Below are 16,802 nucleotides of genomic sequence, written 5' to 3' on the forward strand. Positions count from 1 at the left end.
ACCGGAGTGACGAGCGCTGTTCCGTCCATGTGAGCATCAACTATGAATACACCAACCGGTCCCAACGCACGTCCACTCTGGCAACGCCTGCTGGTGCGCCGCCTGAAATTTCTCGGCATCATCGCGGGGCTAGCCATCGTCGGCCTGGGCGGAAGCTACCTGGTCGCACCACAGTTGCTGCTCAAAGGCCACGTCGCCTGGGAAGCGATGAACGCGCAGCTTGAAACACGTTCAGTGCAAGTGGGTGATACGAACTGGGTGTATTACGAAGGCGGCCAGGGACCGACCATCGTCCTGCTGCACGGGTTCGCTGCGAACAAAGACGTGTGGCTGAAAGTAGCGCCGATCCTGACCCCGCACTTTCACGTGATCATTCCCGACCTTCCGGGCTGGGGCGAGTCGTCGCGCGTTGCGGGCGCCAGTTACAACATCGATAGCCAGGCCGCGCGCCTGAGTAATTTCCTGGATGCGGTCAACGCTCACCATATCCTTCTCGTCGGTCATTCGATGGGCGGTGCGATTGCAGGCGTGTATGCGTCGGAGCACCCCGACAATGTCATCGAACTGGCGCTTGTCGATTCGCTCGGCCTGAAGTTCAAGGAGAACGACTTCGCGAAGGAGGCCTTGGCCGGTACGGATCCTTTCATTTTCAATGATCGCGCGGGTTTCGAACGTGCCACATCGTTGGCGTTCGAGAATGTGCCGAATATTCCGGGTCGTTTTATCGATGTGTTCGTGAAGGACAACATCAAAAACCGCGCATTTATCGAAAGCACGTTTAAAGAATTGCGCGACAATTCGCAGGCGCTGGCGCTTCAGGATCGCCTCGACAAATTGACCATGCCGGTGCTCGGCCTGTGGTGCCACGACGACAAGATCATCGATATTTCCGCGCTCGACACGCTGCGTGACGGCCTGACGCATTCGCCTGCGATCAGCACCAGCATCATCAATGGCTGCAACCACATGCCGCAGATGGAAAAGCCGCAGCAGTTCACACAGATTCTCACCAACTTTGCGTTGGCGCATCAGTAAAAGCATGTGGCAGGCTGCGTCATGGCGCAGCCTGCCGTGTATTCGCGTTACGGATTCAAAGCACCCAGGGAATCAGCGCTTTCACGCGCTGCATATAGGCGCGATATTGCTCGCCGAACAGCTCGGTCAGCCAGCGCTCTTCTAGTCGTAACTTTCGCCAGAACGACACGCCGACGACTGCCGTCGCGATCAATCCACGCCATTCGCCGATACCCACCGCCGTACCGAAAAAGGCGAGCAGAAGGCCTGTGTAAATCGGGTGGCGAACGAGGCTATACGGACCGCGCACGATCAGCTCGTGATCCTGCTTGAGCTGCACAACACCGCTCCAGTTGCGCCCGAGAATCACACGCGCCCAGCAGGCGAAGGCCAGGCCGGTGATGGTGAGTACAAACCCCAGCCACACGACCCACCACTGCGCCGGCACAAAACGCTCGACCAGAAAAGTACCGCGATACGCGGGATAATTCTGCAGCAGTAGCACGGCGACGATGAGCGGCAGTACGTATTTGCCAAAACGCGAAAGGCTCGATTCGACACGCACCGCGCTTTTGACGTTCAGCGCACTGACGCCCCAGTAAATCAGCCAGATCAGCCACGCGCCACCGAACAAGTAAGCGAATGAGAACGACATCCGTATCCTCCTCGTGAAGATGAGCGGCTTAGCGTGACGAACGCACCGTCAATCCGCGACGTCGGCGATCAGTCGATCCAGTTCGGCCTTCAACATCGCGCCGTTTTGGCGAAGCCAGTCGCGCTGCTCGCGCCAGTCCGGGAAAATCGATTCGACATGCGCCCAGAAACGCGGCGAGTGATTGCGCACTTTCAGATGGCAAAGCTCGTGCGCGAGCACATAGCGCAGTGCCGCAGGCGGCGCCAGCGCCAGCGCGAGATCGAGGTTGATGCGATCGCGTGTGTCGAGGCTGCCCCACAAACTTTTCATAGGGCGAATACGTAATGCCGTCGGCGCCAGGCCAAGTTGCGGGACGTAACCCGCAAGCCAGCGCGAAACGTCGCGGCGAATAAGGTTTTCGAAGTGCGAGGCGAGCAGACCGCGCGCGACCGGCAGCGCACGGCTATGCGGACGAGGGATCTCCAGCGTGACGCCACCGTCGTAAGCGACCACACGCGGATAGGCACCTTCGGCCCAGTCGAGTACCACCGGCTCACCGCGCAGCGGGAACTCCAGCACATGGCCTACGCGCAACGGCGGCAGCGGTTCGACGACGAGATTCAGTTCGTCGAGTTTCTTCTCCAGCCAATCAGCGTTGTGGCGAAGAAACGCGTTGACCTGCGACGGATGCGTGCCCTGCGGATACGTCACGCGCGCACCTTTCGGCGACACGGTGAGCCGCAGCCGTCGCGCCCGCGGGTGCGAAGCTTTAAGCACACGAATGGTGTTGCCGCTGGGGGTTGCCAGCTCCAGCCAGTCGCCGTCGAGGTACGCCATGATCCTGCCTTTCCCTACTGCTGCCAGGGGCCAAAATGGCCCTCGGCTCCATCGAGAATGTGGGGTGGCGAAGCCCTGCGCAAGGGCTATTTTGCCTCCCCCTCGGGAAGGCCGGTCTGGCGCGCGTCTCAGCTTTCGGTGGGACGCGGGAGGCCGAACCACTCCTCCATTTTGGCCAGCAAACGCTCCAGCTCCAGGGTCAGGAGGGCGAACCGGGCGTCCATTTCGGCGGCAGCGTCCTGCTGGCTGTCGCCCAGCTCGTCCATCACCACGTCGAGGAATTTCAGCTTGCGGATGACCAGATCCTCGCCCAGGACGAAACTCATGCGGTCGTCGAAGACCAGGCCCAGCTGGAAGACCTGCTTGCCGTTGCGCAGATGCTCTTTCACTTCTTCGGCATCGAGATCCTGACGACGGCAGCGTGCGATGGCGCCGGTAGCTGTGGCGGGATCGCGCAGCTCACATTCGTCGCCAAGGACCAGGCCACCTGGCAACTTGCCGGTGGCAAGCCAATCGGTCATCAGTGCACGCGGACCTTCTTCAGGCGCCAGCGACACAGCAGGGAAACTGCCGAGTGCTTCGCGCATCTGCGTCAACGCATTTTCGGCCGACTTGCGGCTAGCCGTATCCAGCACCAGCCAGCCGTTCTTGCGATCCACGTAGGAGGACATGCGCGAACTGCGCACGAACGCCCGCGGCAGCAGCTCCGTCAGCAGATCTTCCTTGATGCGCTTGCGCTCGCGGCCGCCGACCTTGCGGCCTTCTTCCTCGGCGATTTTTTGCACCTTGCGCTGCAGCTCATCGTTGACCACGGCAGCGGGCAGCAATTTCTCTTCGCTGCCGACGGTCAACAGCGTGCATTTGTTGACTTCGTGCGTGAGCGCCGCCTCGTCGCCGCGACCGACCGGCGGCACGAAACCGCGCGTGCCCATTTCAAGCGGACCACAGGGGCGAAGACGATGATCGGCCAGCGCCTCATCGAGGCGCTTCAGATCTTTGGCAACGGCGGGAGAGAAGCGAAACAGCGTGAGGTTGCGAAAAAACATGAAGACCTTTTTTTAAATGTGTTCCGACAACGTAGATGTTCCGCCCCTTCCCCTGCTTGCAGGGGAAGGTTGGGATGGGGTCATACGGATTTCGACATGGGCTGGGCTTCACCCCACCCCAGCCCTCTCCTGCTGCACGCAGGGGAGGGGGTACTACGGCGTATCAGCGAATAACAGTAGCGACAGCAGAAACCACGTTGTCGAGATTCGCGCGATTCAACGCAGCGACGCAAATGCGGCCGGTACCGATGGCGTAAATCGCATGCTCTTCGCGCAAACGATCCACCTGCGCCTTGCTCAAACCCGAATACGAGAACATGCCCGCCTGCTTCTGAATAAAGCTGAATTGCGGCGCACCTTGCGCAGCGAGTTTTTCGACCATGCCGGCGCGCATCGCATGAATGCGTTCGCGCATGCCGGCAAGTTCCGACTCCCACAGCGCACGCAATTCCGCGCTGTTGAGCACACCGGCGACCAACGCGCCGCCATGTGTGGACGGACTGGAATAGATCGAACGAATGATGCGCTTGACCAGCGACTGCACGCGCAGCGCCTCATCGCGATTCGCAGCAACGATCGACAACGCACCCACGCGCTCGCCGTACAACGAGAACGACTTCGAATACGAGTTGGCGACGATGAACGACTCGATGCCCGACTCGGCAAACAAACGCACCGCTGCGGCATCGTCATCGATGCCTTTGTCGAAGCCCTGATAGGCCATATCGATAAACGGCAGCAGGTTGCGGTCTTTCACCAATGCAACGACCTGCTTCCACTGATCGACAGTGAGATCCACACCCGTCGGGTTGTGGCAGCACGCGTGCAACAGCACCACGGTGCCAGGTTCGAGCTTGTCGAGATCGGCCAGCATGCCGGGGAAATTCAACCCATGCGTGGCGGCATCGTAATAAGCGTATTCGACGACGTCGAAGCCCGCAGCCGTGAACACGACGCGATGGTTTTCCCAGCTCGGGCTGCTGATCGCGATTTTTGCGTTCGGCAACGCTTTCTTGAGCAGATCCGCACCCACGCGTAACGCACCGCTGCCGCCGATGGTTTGCGAGGTGGCCACGCGGCCCGCAGCCAGCAGCGGCGATTCGGGACCGAACACCAGCTTCTGCGTGGCCTGCGTGTAAGCAGGCAGACCGTCGATCGGCAGATAACCGCGCGGCAGCGATTCGGCCGCGAGTTTCTGTTCAATTTCTTTGACGGCGCGCAACACCGGAATACGACCGGTTTCATCGTAATAAATGCCCACGCCGAGATTGACCTTGCCCGGACGTTTGTCCGCCACGAATGCCTCGGTGAGGCCAAGGATCGGATCGCCAGGGGTCATTTCAACGGATGCAAAGTGGGACACGGCAGTACTCGATATCAGGGGTGAATGAAATGGACGTCTAAATCAATGCTCGCCAGCGTCGCCGCCGGCCAGCCAATCGTGCGCGTCGGCGCGCATGACGCCTTCGCGCGCACCGAGCGAAGAGAAATCGAACAGCTTGCGATCGGTCAATTGCGATGGAGCCACGTTGCCGAGTGCGCGGAAGATGGTTTCGCTGCGCCCCGGAAACTGGCGCTCCCATTCCTGCATCATGCGCTTGACCGCTTTGCGCTGCAGATTTTCCTGCGAACCGCAGAGGTTACAGGGAATGATCGGAAACTGCTTGTGCTCGGCATAGTCGGAAATGTCATCTTCCTTGCAATACGCCAGCGGGCGAATCACCACATGGCGGCCGTCATCCGAACGCAACTTCGGCGGCATCGCCTTCAAACTGCCCTGATAGAACAGGTTGAGGAAAAACGTGCCGAGAATGTCGTCGCGATGATGGCCCAGCGCTATCTTGGTGACGCCGTTGGCCGCCGCCCAGTGGTAGAGCGCGCCACGGCGCAGACGCGAGCAGAGGCTGCACATCGTCTTGCCTTCCGGAATCACGCGCGTGACGGTGCTGTAGGTGTCCTGCTCGATGATGTGGAACGGCACACCGCGCTCGGTAAGGTAGTCCGGCAGCACGTGCTCGGGAAAATCCGGTTGCTTCTGATCCAGGTTCACCGCGATCAGCTCGAAGCGCACCGGCGCCTTGGCCTGCAGCGACACCAGGATATCCAGCATCGTGTACGAGTCTTTGCCGCCGGACAGGCACACCATGACCTTGTCGCCGTCTTCGATCATGTTGAAGTCGGCAATCGCCTGACCCACCTGATGGCGCAGACGCTTCGCCAGCTTGCCGGCTTCATAAGCCCGCTTGCGGGTGACTTCCAATGAAACGATGTCAAGGTGGGCGGACATGGCAACGGCATCGAACGGGCAAGCGCGTATTGTACCTGCCCCGCCCGTTCGGTTTGTTCCGCAGCGCCAGCCGCCTGGGAGCGCGCTACAATCACGTTTTCATCGCCGCCCCGAGCGCCCCTACGCCATGCAGGCTCAGGATCCGACCCAGATCGCCCACTTACTGGCAGAGCTTCGCCAGGAGCATCGCGACCTGGACGCGGCGATCGAGCAATTGGCGCAAGCCGTTGGCCGCGACGAGCTGCAAATCACACGGCTGAAGAAACGCAAGCTGCTGCTGAAAGACACCATCGCGCGGCTTGAAAGCAAACTGATCCCCGACCTTGACGCCTGAATCGATGCCCGCACTCGCCCCGGTTGCTCTCCAGGACGACTATGTCCTGCTCGAACCACTCGGTCTGCACCACGTTCCCGACCTCGAAGCGGCCGCGGCCGACGGCGAGCTGTGGAATCTGTGGTTCACCAGCGCGCCAGCACCCGGCCAGGCGCACGTCTATATCCAGAAAGCGCTGGATGGATTGGCCGCGAACACGATGCTGCCGTTTGCAGTGCGCGAGAAGAACAGCGGCCGGATCGTCGGCACCACGCGCTTTTATGATTTCGCGCCGGAACTGCCGCGTATCGCCATTGGCTATACGTGGTATGCGAAGCGCTGGCAGAAAAGCCATCTCAATACCGCGTGCAAGCGCCTGCTGCTGAAGTATGCGTTCGAGTCGCTTGATTGCGTGGCGGTCGAGTTCCATACCGATGGCCGCAACCTCGATTCGCAACGCGCTATCGAGCGGCTCGGCGCACATCGAGATGGCGTGCTGCGCGCGCACAAGCGTCGACCCGACGGCACGCTACGCGACACGGTGTGTTATTCGATCATCGCCAGCGAGTGGCCCGATGTGCAGCGCTGGCTGGACATGCGGCTGACGCGGTTGAGCAGTTAGAGCCGTCGATTTTCAGCCAAATGGCGCCCACGATAACCTCGGCAAAAATCTCATTGAAATCCACTGCGGTAGGGCAACGGCGCGTATTCGCATGCTTTCTGCCTAGCGCCAAGACTACTGATGGAATCCATCTCAACGCAGCAAAGCTATCGACTCGGAGGGGCCGCATCGGACTCGATGCCCTAACGCTTCTCATCAATCATCTTGCTCGCGTTGTTGTTTGTAATAGGCATCGGCACGCTCGATAAGCTTCGTATAGTGCTTTACGACAGCCTTCCAAGCCAGCGTTGCCTCTTTGAGATGCTCACCCAGATCGTCCGGCACCTTGTCACTAATATGATCGATCAGCTCAGGTACTTCGAGATTCCATTTGTGCAGCAATGCATCGGGCCGCACATGCGTAACGATCAGGGAATCGAGTACCGAAGACATGACGTGTAATTGTTGAACCGTGCAAATGCGCTGCACTTCCAGGAAATGGATAGTGTCGCGATGACTTTCCAGAATCGTTTTCAGCCATGGCGCCGTCTGCGCCTGCCAGTCGAACAATGCCTCAACCTTTTGCTCCATGTCATCGGTATCGCAATCCAGCGCGACCGTGGGCCCGGACGCAGGGAACAGCGCGGCCCGCTCGAGCCGCCACCGTTCCAGCTCAGCCTGGTCGATCGTCTGCGTCGGGATCTCGGCCGGGGGAAGACTCATCTGTTCGAACATCCATTGTTGTGCGATCTGCGCCCGCCTCTTTGCTCGCCACTTGCGAAAAAACATCGCTGCACTCCTGTCGCAATCTCCATGCCTGCGGTGTGACCTTCGGCCAGCCGCGAGGCGTCCCTGTGCTTTTTGGTTCCGCTAGAGTCGAGCCATCAACGTCAACTACCGGCCGCCGCCGGGCAACCCCATCGCGGGTGTCTGTGCACCGACGTGCGCGCGCTGCATCTCAAACTGTTGGTGTTCGTGCGCTTGCTGCTGCGCCACCTGCCCCATCTGCTGAAACGAGTGCTCGGGTGCATGCTGCATGGCTTGCGCAGGAACGATGTCGTTGCGGTAGCCATAAACGTGGTCGGGTTGGCGAATCACCAAGGGGCTCTGGGGTCCGATGACGCCGCTGGCGCGATCTTGCGCAACGAAGACCTGATTGCCCTGGGTCCAATCGACCTGCGTGACCTGCGCTTGCAGCAACGTCGCCGCCGTGGCGTGTTCGAGTTGTGTATCGCTGCGCGGTATACCGGCTTTGCCGTAGGCGTCTGCTACGTGCGTGTGGACCTGCCGATACAGCGCATGTTGCGGGTGATCGGGATGGCGCAGATCGTGCGGCGGCAACGTACGCGGATCGGGGCGCCATTCGGCGGCGATGGCGGGCAGCGGTTCGTGCACATGCGGCATGGCGCGTTTGGACCAATCGTCCGCGCGCTGCCCGACGGTGCGCGACAACGCATGTTCAACGCTCACACTCACGTCGCGTTCGGGCATATAGACGGAGGGCCGGCTTTGATGAGCCACCACTTGCGCGTGCTTGCCTGCGCCGCGCAGTTCAAGCCGGTCAAGGCTGCCGAAGCGCGCCTCATGCAAGGTATCGACTAACGCGGCGGCCATGCGCTCGCTGTGCTCGCCATGCGGCACCTTGTTGAGGTCTTCCATCGCGTGCACCTTGGTGAGCGCGCGCTGGTAAGGCTGCTGCATGGGATGATCGGGATGGCGAAAATCGCGCAGATGATCGGGAATCGACGGCGTTTGTTTTGCGGCGGCCTCGTGCTTGGATGGCGCATGCTCCGTGACGGGCGCATGCGGCGGGCGCTCAAGAGAAGGCGTGTGCTGCAAGTATTCCCTCGCCGCTGCCTCCCGCTGTTGGACGTAGTAATCCATGCTGGGCGCGACGGTGGCCCCCATCAAATGACGCTGGAACGCTTCGTTGCCGGTAGGAGCCGCGTGGCGCACCGCATCGACAGCCTTGTTCAAATGCGCCTGCCCGGAAGGTAGCGCAGCCGTGGAAAGCGCCACGCCAGTAGCGGACAAACCGGTGACGGCAGCGCCTGTCGCTGTGAATGCCTCGTGCTGATAATCGCCCACGCGTTGTACGGCGTTGCCGGCGCCATCCAGCTGTCGGCCGACCCATTCTCCTGCTTGTGCGCTCGCATCGTGCTGTGCTTGCCCATAGTCGTTAGCGAAGGCCGTCGTCGCATGCTCGGCGCTCAGGCCCGCACGACGCAACGCGGCCGCATCGTGTTCGCCCGCAAGCCGATCCGCAGTGGCCTGCATGGCTCCCTGCACCACAGCGCGCTGCCCGGTGCGCTCCAATGCATCGGCCTGCATAGCGAGCCGTTGCTGCGCATCGTGCGTAACCACATGCCCGATGCCGCGCAACACGGCGGCATCGAGCGACGTGCCCCACTGCCGTGCGTGACCCACGGCTTGATCGATCTGCGCGCTGATCTCTGCACCCGCCACGCGCGCATGCGCTGCGGCGGCCACGGCAACATGTTCGGTCTGGCGTCGCATCTCGCCGTCCATCTGTGTGTTTATCTGTGCCGCCTCGCCGCGCAGCTCACCTGCGTGGCGCACGTTCGCACCAACGCCATGCAAGACGTTACCTCCCAAATGCTGCGGCAGCGACGTGACGGCACCCAACGTATCGCCCGCGCGTGCACCCAACGATGCCACGCTCAGCACTTCCATCACCGGTGCGAGTCGTGCAGAGAGTTCGGGCAAGCCCATCGTTGCATCGCGCGGCACGAGGTCGCCGTGCGCATCGCGGGTCATCGCTTCGAGCAGTTGAACTTGACCGCTAGCTAAAGGCAAATCACGCAGCAGTTGATCGGCATTGCCGTGTGCCACCTTGTCCATAAACGCGAGCGTCGACTGTTGCGCTTGCAGTGGCAGATCGATCCGCTGCATCCATTCATTCAGCGCATGGCGCGCATCGGGCAACCGCGTGCCCAGATTGCTTACTTCCTTCAACACCATCGCGAGCTGCGCGCGCTCGCTGTTGTCCATGGCGTGGATATTGCCCTGCACCCCATCGTTTAAAAGTTCGCCTTTGACTTGGTAGGCGGTGACATGTTGAGAAGCGTCGTACAGCGGGATGTTGTTTTGATCGCAGAAGCGTTTGGCGGTGAGCGGATGAAGCCCGGCGGCGTTGAAGGTGGTTGCGGAATAGCCCGTAACAGCAGCCGCGGCGGAAGCCATGCCGCCTGCCAGGCTGTGGCCGGCGAAATCGACAACAATGTTATGGATCTTAAATTCGAGACCTAGCCCCATCGCACGGTCGTAATAGTCGGTCTCCAAACCGACGGATTGCGGACCGTTATTGCCAAGGAAATCTTCAATCGTGGTGTCGTGATGCTTGCCGTCGGAGGTCTTAACTTCACCGGACGAACCTTTAAAAGCCACCGTCGGCTTGAAACTGGGACCTAGGATTTGGGGATCGGGAATGTAGACCTCCGCACGAAAGCCCGATTGATCGGAATGCAGAGCTTCATTGAGTTCCGCATCGCTCATACGGAGATCCCGCGCATACTGGCGAAATAGCTCCGGATGTTCGCTCAATCTCACCCAACCCAGCGGGGGATGGCCTTCGCCATTGGCTGCCTTATAAACATCTTGCGACAGGGCTTCCATTTGTCGATCGCGATAATCCTTTTGCACTTGATTGGCGTACTGAAGCGAAGCCGTATCACCGCGAGCACGCAGTTGTTGAATCAGCTCTTGCTCGTCTTGCATTTGTTGAAGTTCGTTAGACATCACGTCATTCCTTGATCGCTGCTGTTACAGCAGAGGGATATCTTTTTCTTCGTATGGCAAACCGAACGCTTTACGCCATTCACGAAAGGGCGCTGATAGAGGCGGTCGCTTATAGCCATGGCTAAGCAACCACTGTTGGCATTTGCGTTGCCACTCAAGTACCTCCAGTTTTTTTGGGTCGGTTGGATACCAAAAAATACTTTCTATGACCGGATATCGTGTTTCGGTAGCCGGCGGAATAGGATTAGCCATCGCTGCGGACTTTGGATCAGCGCCATGCTGCAGCAGCCAATAAACCTGTTCAAAGCCACCGGATGTGGCGAAGTTGTAGAGAATGGACCTCCCCTGCGCGTGCGCATTTACATCAGCACCATGCTTCACCAGCGCCTGTACGTTCTTCCATTGTCGATGCCAAATGAATGCTTGAAACAGCAACGTTTCGTTGTTGCCATTTCTCGTGTTGGGATCGCCACCATGATCCAGAAGAAGGTTCAAATAGATCGGATCGTCCTGCTTGGCCGCCCACACCATGGCGTTGTCATACATAAAGTGATCACTAACGCTCCCATCCGGAAACTTCTTGACCCTATGTCCAGGCTTACGCGCATTCGGATCTGCCCCGTTATCCAGCATGGCCTTCAGGCCAGCTGGATTAAGATTGAACACCGGCCACGCGATCAACGGCATGCCGCTGTCGTCGTCGGCAAAGATCGTGTCGGGGTTGACGTGTTCGTCTTTCATCAGATGCCGCACTTCTTCAACATCGCCCCGCGCGGCAGCATTGGCCAGCGCTTGCGCCTTGGGGTCTTTGAAAACCTGATCGGCGAAAAAGAGCGGTCGTTGCGCAGAGCCACCCGATGAATCGGGTATGTTGCAACCGGCGAGCAACACCGCTGTTGCAACGACGCACGCGAAGCGCATCCATGCGATTTTTATAGGCGATCCCAGTCCATAACCCCCACTCTTCACCATGAGAGGGTACCGCCGTGTTCGTGCATCCGGAGAATTAATTCTTGCTCGTCCTGCAGTTGTTTCCGTTCATTAGACATATTGTTTCTCCTTGACTTCAGTCATTACAGCAAAGGGATATCTTTTTCTTCGTATGGCAAACCAAACGGTTTACGCCAATCACGAAAAGGTGCTGACAAAGGAGGGCGCTTATAACCATGACTGAGAAGCCATTGCTGACATTTGCGCTGCCAATCCAGCCAATCTGCGCGCTTGGGATTGGTGGGATACCAAAAGACACTTTCGATAACCGGATATCGTGTTTCGGTAGACGGTGGAATAGGATCAGCTATCGCTGCGGACTTTGGGTCAGCGCCATGCTGCAGTAACCAATAGGCCTGCTCAAAGCCACCGGATGTCGCGAAGTCGTAAAGAATGGACCCAGATCCGCTGTGCACGTTTACATCGGCGCCATGCTCCACCAACGTCTGTACGTTCTTCCATTGGCGATGCCAGATGAAAGCCTGGAACAACAGCGTGTCATGATCCATATTGCGCGTATTCGGATCGCCGCCATGATCCAATAAAAGCTTCAAATAGATCGGATCATCTTGTCTGGCCGCCCATACCAGTGCACTGTCATGCTTATGGAACGATTCACTGCTGCCATCTGAGTTATAGGCGATGCGTTCACCTGCCTTACGCGCATTCGGATCTGCGCCGTTATCCAGCATGGCTTTCAGTCCCGCCGGATTGAGGTTGAACACCGGCCACGCGATCAACGGCATGCCGCTGTCGTCGTCGGCAAAGATCGTGTCGGGGTTGACGTGTTCGTCTTTCATCAGATATCGCGCTTCGTCGACATCGCCCCGCGCGGCAGCATTTGCCAGCGCTTGCGCGTCGGGGTCTTTGAAAACCTGATCAGCGGAAAAGAGCGGTTGTTGCACCGAGCCGCCCGATGATTCCGGCATGTTGCAACTAGCCAGCAGCATCGCCGTCGCCACGAGCCATGCAAAGCGCGTCCACGCTTTTTTCATATATCTTCCTGTCTGCACGTGTGCGTGCGTCTTTATTCACAGTTGTCCGTTGCACTAACTCACAGTTCCAGCTTGGGCACCTCCACTGCGCCGAGCAATTTAGGCGTGCAATCCCTGTCTTCGTAATAGCGGATCTTGTCGCACAGGACGGGACGCTCCGCGCCTTCGACAAAAACGATTTCCTTTTTGGGGCTGAGTGCCTTCAACTCTTGCGGCAACATCAGTGCGCGGCGTTCTTCGATGTCGGTATACGAAACGTTGCCACCGCTGGCGCGTGTGCGCTGTTGCTTGCGCTCGGTGGTATAGCCGAGCATTTCGCTGAAGTCGTTGGCATCGCGCTGCTCGCTCGGGGCAAAAATCACTCGGCAGGCGAGGTTGGTGATCATGGTCCGTGCTTTGTCGGGCCCATAGACGTCATCGAGTTGGGATAGCGATTGAATCATGCAGGCTAGGCGGACGTTATAACCGGCAACGTAGGTCGTGCCATCGACAAGGCAGTCGATGCGACCCAAAGCGGCGAATTCATCGAGCAGAAACAGGCATTGGTGTTTCACCGACGGATCTTTTTGAGGTGTGACATCTGTGTTGAGCTTGATCGCCTGCTCGAAGAACAAGTTCAGGATGCCGCGCGCTTCAGCCAGCCTGTTTGGCGCAACGCCGACATAGATGCTTTGTCTTAGGCGGCGCAAGCTGCGCAGGTCGAAATCGTTGCCTGAGGTAGCTTCGTCCAGGACACGGCTGGCAAAAATGAGCAAAGGCGCTTGTGCGACGCCAATCACCGAGGAGAAAGTTTGATCGGCCAATGAGGTGATGTTGGCGAATGCGGTGCGCGTAGCGGTGCTGGTGCCTGGTTGCGTGAGCTGAGATTTGAAATGAGCCTTCAGATCGTCACCGTTGCCGGACATTAGGCGATATATGGCGCCCAGCGTCGGATACAGCTCCTGCGCATCGGCGCCGGATTGCTCAGCGTGCTGCCACCTATCGAATAACAGGCTGGCTGCGGCCTCAAAGGCGTTGCGTGCCGCGTTGGCCCAGAATGGATCTTGTCCGGGTGTTTGTTTGTAGAGACATTCGGAAATTGCTTGCAGGTCGCTGGCGCGGTGTAAGCGATCAGCACGCACGTAAGCAAACGGGTTCCACCGATGAGTGCGCAGGTCTTCGGCGAAGGGATTGAAAAGGAACACGGGACCTAGAAGGGAACGCGCTTTGGAGGTGATATCGAAGCCTTCCTGCTTCATATCGACCATGACGAGCGAGCCCTCGTAATGCAGCGCATTGGGTATGCCAAAGCTGACACCCTTGCCGCTGCGCGTGCCAGCGGCAAGAAGAACATGGCGCGTACCGGACAAGCGCAAAAAACGCCCGGAGGATTTGCCGACAATGATTCCGCTGGGATCCTTGCTGAGCATGCCGGATTTACCGAGATCGCTACGCGCTGCGAAGCGGGCGCTGCCGTGAGTGGCTCGCTTTTGGGTGCGCAACATGGGATACAACACGCCCAGCCACGCCAATGCCGTTGAGCCGTAACCAATGCAACCAGCCATTTTTATTCGGCCGGCATACATTTGGAAGGCGGGCATATCTAGCGCCTGTAGATAGCGCCAGTAGGTCAGCCCGCTCAGCGGGACATTGACATGGAGCAGCAGCGTGACAAGCCAACCTGATAAATACGAACCGGCGATGATCGTCGGCAACAAAAGTACGGCGGCAATACCCAGCTTCACGCGTGCGCTCATTGACCTTTCCTCCGCGCATGCGATTCGCATGCGTATGGTAAAAGGCCAAGCTATCGCGGGATGTTCGATCCAGCTGTAGGGTTCGAGCTTCACGAGCTGTGCTCGGAAATTGAATATGGCATCAGGCAATATGGCGGAAGACCACCCTGTCTTCGCTTGGGCGTGCGCCGCATCATGCGATCGGCCGCTTGTTTCGCGTCCACTGAATCTAAATCTCTAACGGATGCGGCTGGGCAAAGCGATCCCACTACAGCAAGCGATTAAGCAGGCGGTCGAGCCGAACGCGGCGCAGTCGGCGCAGCAGCGTGCGCACATCGGCGGGATAATGCCGCGGGTTGTCGAGCGCGTGATAGTCGTCCAGACGGGTGGCGTGGCGGCGTAATGCTGCCCACTCCGCTTCGTGCTGCGCCGTCAATCGATGCGATGGATCGCGCAGCAGTAATCCATTCTCCAGATCCAACGCCCACGCTCTTGGATTGAGGTTGTTGCCGGTAATGAGCGCCATCTCATCGTCGATCAGCAGACCTTTCAGGTGATAGCTGTTACCACCGTCGCGCCACAGCCACAGATTCAATTGCCCGCGTAGCATGTGCGCACGATGATTGCGGGCAAAGCGGCGCAGGTTGTTCTCGTAGAGATAGGGCAGCAGGCCAATCTTTCGGAACGGCTCTTCCGGCGGAATGTAAAAATCATTCGCCGTTTTGTCGCCGACCATGATGTCGATCACACAGCCACGGCCTAACAAATGACCTAGCACTGCGCGCACCTGTCTAGGCAAATTGAAATACGGCGTGAAGATCACCACACGTTTTTGCGCGCTGCGCAACAGCATCAACAGCGCATCGTTGAGTTGATTGGCACTGCGGCCGAAACCCACCAAGGGTGTGACGGCGACGTCGCCCTCCTTCAATGCCGCATGCGGTGTCGTGTAATGAGCATGCTGCAACGTACGGCGCAGATGTCGAATGGGTGCCTGCAAGTCGCGCGTGGAAGGAAGCGGCCGCTGATCGAGTCGCGTTACCGCCTCCGATTCGGCGAGATGGTGCTTCGCAAAGCGAACCATGCTGTCGGCCAAACCCGCGTGATGAATCCGGTGATAGCGATCGAGCCGATAGCGCCCGTGTTTCACGAGATAGACATCGTTGATGCTGGCGCCGCTATACAGCACATCATCGTCGATGACGAAACCTTTCAGATGCAGCACACCAAACAATTCGCGATTTTGTACCGGTACCCCATACACCTTCACAGCATCGCCGTGTTGCGTAGCGTACTCGCGATACATCGCAGCATTTCCTTCGCTCGCCGCCTTGCCGATCAGTCCGCGGCGCGCGCGGTGCCAGTCGACGTAGACCTCAATATCCAGCGTTGGATTTGCCTTGTGCGCGGCGGCCAGCGCTTCGAGCACCTCACGCCCCGCATCGTCGTCCTGCAGGTATAGCGCCACGAGCACGATTCGGCGTCTGGCCTGCTTGATCAGCGTCAAAAGCGCGCTGCGGAACGAGGCAGGTCCATCCAGCGTCTGGATATCTTCCGGGCGCACCGCAAAAGCGGGCATCTCCTGTGCCGGTTGCTTCCTTGATCGACTGAACGGCAAAAGGCGTCGGGCCAGTCGTTGTGGCAAAGGTGGGCGAGAACTCATGCCGCCCATGGTAGCGTGTCACGCAACGCGCCCAACACGCCCATCCTCACTGCTTAAGTCACATCTCGCATTCCCGAAGAACTTTCTTCAGGAGCCCATCGAGCTCCTTCAGCTCCGTCTGCGAGAGCACTTGCGACAAACGATCCAGCAGGGCACTGACGACGGGCAAGAAAGCATCGATAAGCTGCAAGCCCTCAGGCGTAAGATTGAATGTCACTTTTCGCCTATCTCGTTGATGTAGTCCTCGCACAATCAGCCCTTTTGAAACCAGAGGCCGAGCCAGACGTGCGAAGCTTCCTGCGCTCTCACCCATAGCGTCGCACAACGCCGCCGTGGTCAGTGTGTAACCCTCGGTGCCATAGAGCGACATCAGGATCATGTATTCCGAATGGCTGATAGCCCATGTTTGCAATACCACGTTGGCATCGGATGCGACGCGCCGCGCGATCTTCCGGATCATCCGAAGAAGGAGCGATATATCTCGCGGAAAATTGGGATGACGGCGATACGTAATCGCCACGCGTTTCTCGATGAGCACTGCACTGTTTACGGCTGCATAAGACCTTCCGCCTATCCGCGCGCATGGTCTCGCATCGAAGACGGCCATGACCACCGCCTCGCCCTTCAATCGCTGAGTCCTTCGCGAATTTAGGTATCCACCTACGTAAACATACGAACCAGTACTCCGCAAAGAACCAACTCAATTTAGTTTCGCATGAAACAAAAGTGGCGCGAAGTCATTGTTAGATGCAGACGTTTAGCCGTCCATACGCGCACGCATTCGCAGTTCGGAAAAATAATCATAAAAAAATGATTGACACATCGTTGCCGGGTGCCGTACGGTCCATGACATGCCGCAGCGCAACAGCCACCGCTACGTGACCCGGGCCATCCGTCCTCCAACGGTTGCCGACATGTTGCCTCTGGGCGGCCTCCTTCTTCTCTCCC

At 58.7% G+C, this 16,802-nt stretch carries 15 protein-coding genes; 3 read left to right on the top strand and 12 right to left on the bottom strand.

All coding sequences use genetic code 11. The annotated features are described in order from the left end of the window. Positions 1-42 precede the first annotated feature (42 nt). On the top strand, positions 43-1,035 hold the full coding sequence (locus tag EKH79_RS18395) for an alpha/beta fold hydrolase (protein ID WP_233590390.1): 993 nt from the start codon (positions 43-45) through the stop codon (positions 1,033-1,035). A 55-nt stretch (positions 1,036-1,090) separates the two neighbouring features. On the opposite strand, the gene EKH79_RS18400 is transcribed toward EKH79_RS18395, so the two are convergent. The 5 genes from EKH79_RS18400 to ttcA form a co-directional block, all read right to left on the bottom strand. Next, positions 1,091-1,669, bottom strand: coding sequence for a methyltransferase family protein (locus EKH79_RS18400; RefSeq protein ID WP_126675307.1), 579 nt, complete (start codon positions 1,667-1,669; stop codon positions 1,091-1,093). A 48-nt stretch (positions 1,670-1,717) separates the two neighbouring features. Beyond that, positions 1,718-2,485, bottom strand: a complete 768-nt coding sequence (locus EKH79_RS18405) for a M48 family metallopeptidase (RefSeq protein ID WP_233590391.1) — start codon at positions 2,483-2,485, stop codon at positions 1,718-1,720. 128 nt (positions 2,486-2,613) lie between these two features. Then, a complete protein-coding gene (locus tag EKH79_RS18410; RefSeq protein ID WP_126675308.1) occupies positions 2,614-3,531 on the bottom strand; it encodes a recombination-associated protein RdgC in 918 nt (305 codons plus the stop codon). Positions 3,532-3,694: 163 nt separating this feature from the next. Continuing rightward, positions 3,695-4,894 (bottom strand): amino acid aminotransferase, encoded by a 1,200-nt coding sequence (locus tag EKH79_RS18415; RefSeq protein ID WP_126675309.1) that lies wholly within the window; start codon positions 4,892-4,894, stop codon positions 3,695-3,697. Positions 4,895-4,936: 42 nt separating this feature from the next. Next, positions 4,937-5,818: a tRNA 2-thiocytidine(32) synthetase TtcA gene (gene ttcA, locus EKH79_RS18420; protein WP_126675310.1), complete on the bottom strand. Its 882-nt coding sequence runs from the start codon at positions 5,816-5,818 to the stop codon at positions 4,937-4,939. 127 nt (positions 5,819-5,945) lie between these two features. On the opposite strand from ttcA, the gene EKH79_RS18425 reads away from it, so the two are divergent. Then, entirely contained in the window at positions 5,946-6,152 is a 207-nt protein-coding gene (locus EKH79_RS18425; RefSeq protein ID WP_126675369.1) for a YdcH family protein, read from the top strand. Between the two features lie 4 nt (positions 6,153-6,156). Continuing rightward, complete coding sequence (locus EKH79_RS18430; RefSeq protein WP_126675370.1) at positions 6,157-6,753, top strand: GNAT family N-acetyltransferase; 597 nt, start codon at positions 6,157-6,159, stop codon at positions 6,751-6,753. 195 nt (positions 6,754-6,948) lie between these two features. Here EKH79_RS18430 and EKH79_RS18435 read toward each other — a convergent pair whose 3' ends face one another. From EKH79_RS18435 to EKH79_RS18465, 7 genes are all read right to left on the bottom strand, one after another. Then, complete coding sequence (locus tag EKH79_RS18435; RefSeq protein ID WP_126675311.1) at positions 6,949-7,521, bottom strand: hypothetical protein; 573 nt, start codon at positions 7,519-7,521, stop codon at positions 6,949-6,951. Between the two features lie 105 nt (positions 7,522-7,626). Next, positions 7,627-10,491, bottom strand: coding sequence for a Tle-like phospholipase domain-containing protein (locus EKH79_RS18440; RefSeq protein WP_126675312.1), 2,865 nt, complete (start codon positions 10,489-10,491; stop codon positions 7,627-7,629). Between the two features lie 24 nt (positions 10,492-10,515). Further along, positions 10,516-11,382, bottom strand: a complete 867-nt coding sequence (locus EKH79_RS18445; RefSeq protein WP_233590392.1) for an ankyrin repeat domain-containing protein — start codon at positions 11,380-11,382, stop codon at positions 10,516-10,518. 182 nt (positions 11,383-11,564) lie between these two features. After that, positions 11,565-12,476, bottom strand: a complete 912-nt coding sequence (locus tag EKH79_RS18450; RefSeq protein ID WP_233590393.1) for an ankyrin repeat domain-containing protein — start codon at positions 12,474-12,476, stop codon at positions 11,565-11,567. Positions 12,477-12,535: 59 nt separating this feature from the next. After that, positions 12,536-14,212: a type IV secretory system conjugative DNA transfer family protein gene (locus EKH79_RS18455; RefSeq protein ID WP_126675313.1), complete on the bottom strand. Its 1,677-nt coding sequence runs from the start codon at positions 14,210-14,212 to the stop codon at positions 12,536-12,538. Positions 14,213-14,459: 247 nt separating this feature from the next. Then, the gene (pssA, locus tag EKH79_RS18460; protein ID WP_425478528.1) at positions 14,460-15,863 is read right to left on the bottom strand and encodes a CDP-diacylglycerol--serine O-phosphatidyltransferase; all 1,404 of its coding nucleotides are present in this window, start codon (positions 15,861-15,863) and stop codon (positions 14,460-14,462) included. A gap of 49 nt (positions 15,864-15,912) precedes the next feature. Further along, complete coding sequence (locus EKH79_RS18465; protein ID WP_126675315.1) at positions 15,913-16,461, bottom strand: MarR family winged helix-turn-helix transcriptional regulator; 549 nt, start codon at positions 16,459-16,461, stop codon at positions 15,913-15,915. Positions 16,462-16,802: the final 341 nt, after the last annotated feature.

This window comes from Dyella dinghuensis, from assembly GCF_003977615.1.
Taxonomy (GTDB): Bacteria; Pseudomonadota; Gammaproteobacteria; order Xanthomonadales; family Rhodanobacteraceae; genus Dyella_B; species Dyella_B dinghuensis.

Coding starts and splice junctions, on each gene's coding strand:
- EKH79_RS18395 (WP_233590390.1), top strand. CDS start 43: ATGAATACACCAACCGGTCCCAACGCACGTCCACTCTGGCAACGCCTG.
- EKH79_RS18400 (WP_126675307.1), bottom strand. CDS start 1,669: ATGTCGTTCTCATTCGCTTACTTGTTCGGTGGCGCGTGGCTGATCTGG.
- EKH79_RS18405 (WP_233590391.1), bottom strand. CDS start 2,485: ATGGCGTACCTCGACGGCGACTGGCTGGAGCTGGCAACCCCCAGCGGC.
- EKH79_RS18410 (WP_126675308.1), bottom strand. CDS start 3,531: ATGTTTTTTCGCAACCTCACGCTGTTTCGCTTCTCTCCCGCCGTTGCC.
- ttcA (WP_126675310.1), bottom strand. CDS start 5,818: ATGTCCGCCCACCTTGACATCGTTTCATTGGAAGTCACCCGCAAGCGG.
- EKH79_RS18425 (WP_126675369.1), top strand. CDS start 5,946: ATGCAGGCTCAGGATCCGACCCAGATCGCCCACTTACTGGCAGAGCTT.
- EKH79_RS18430 (WP_126675370.1), top strand. CDS start 6,157: ATGCCCGCACTCGCCCCGGTTGCTCTCCAGGACGACTATGTCCTGCTC.
- EKH79_RS18435 (WP_126675311.1), bottom strand. CDS start 7,521: ATGTTTTTTCGCAAGTGGCGAGCAAAGAGGCGGGCGCAGATCGCACAA.
- EKH79_RS18440 (WP_126675312.1), bottom strand. CDS start 10,491: ATGTCTAACGAACTTCAACAAATGCAAGACGAGCAAGAGCTGATTCAA.
- EKH79_RS18450 (WP_233590393.1), bottom strand. CDS start 12,476: ATGAAAAAAGCGTGGACGCGCTTTGCATGGCTCGTGGCGACGGCGATG.
- EKH79_RS18455 (WP_126675313.1), bottom strand. CDS start 14,212: ATGAGCGCACGCGTGAAGCTGGGTATTGCCGCCGTACTTTTGTTGCCG.
- pssA (WP_425478528.1), bottom strand. CDS start 15,863: ATGGGCGGCATGAGTTCTCGCCCACCTTTGCCACAACGACTGGCCCGA.
- EKH79_RS18465 (WP_126675315.1), bottom strand. CDS start 16,461: ATGGCCGTCTTCGATGCGAGACCATGCGCGCGGATAGGCGGAAGGTCT.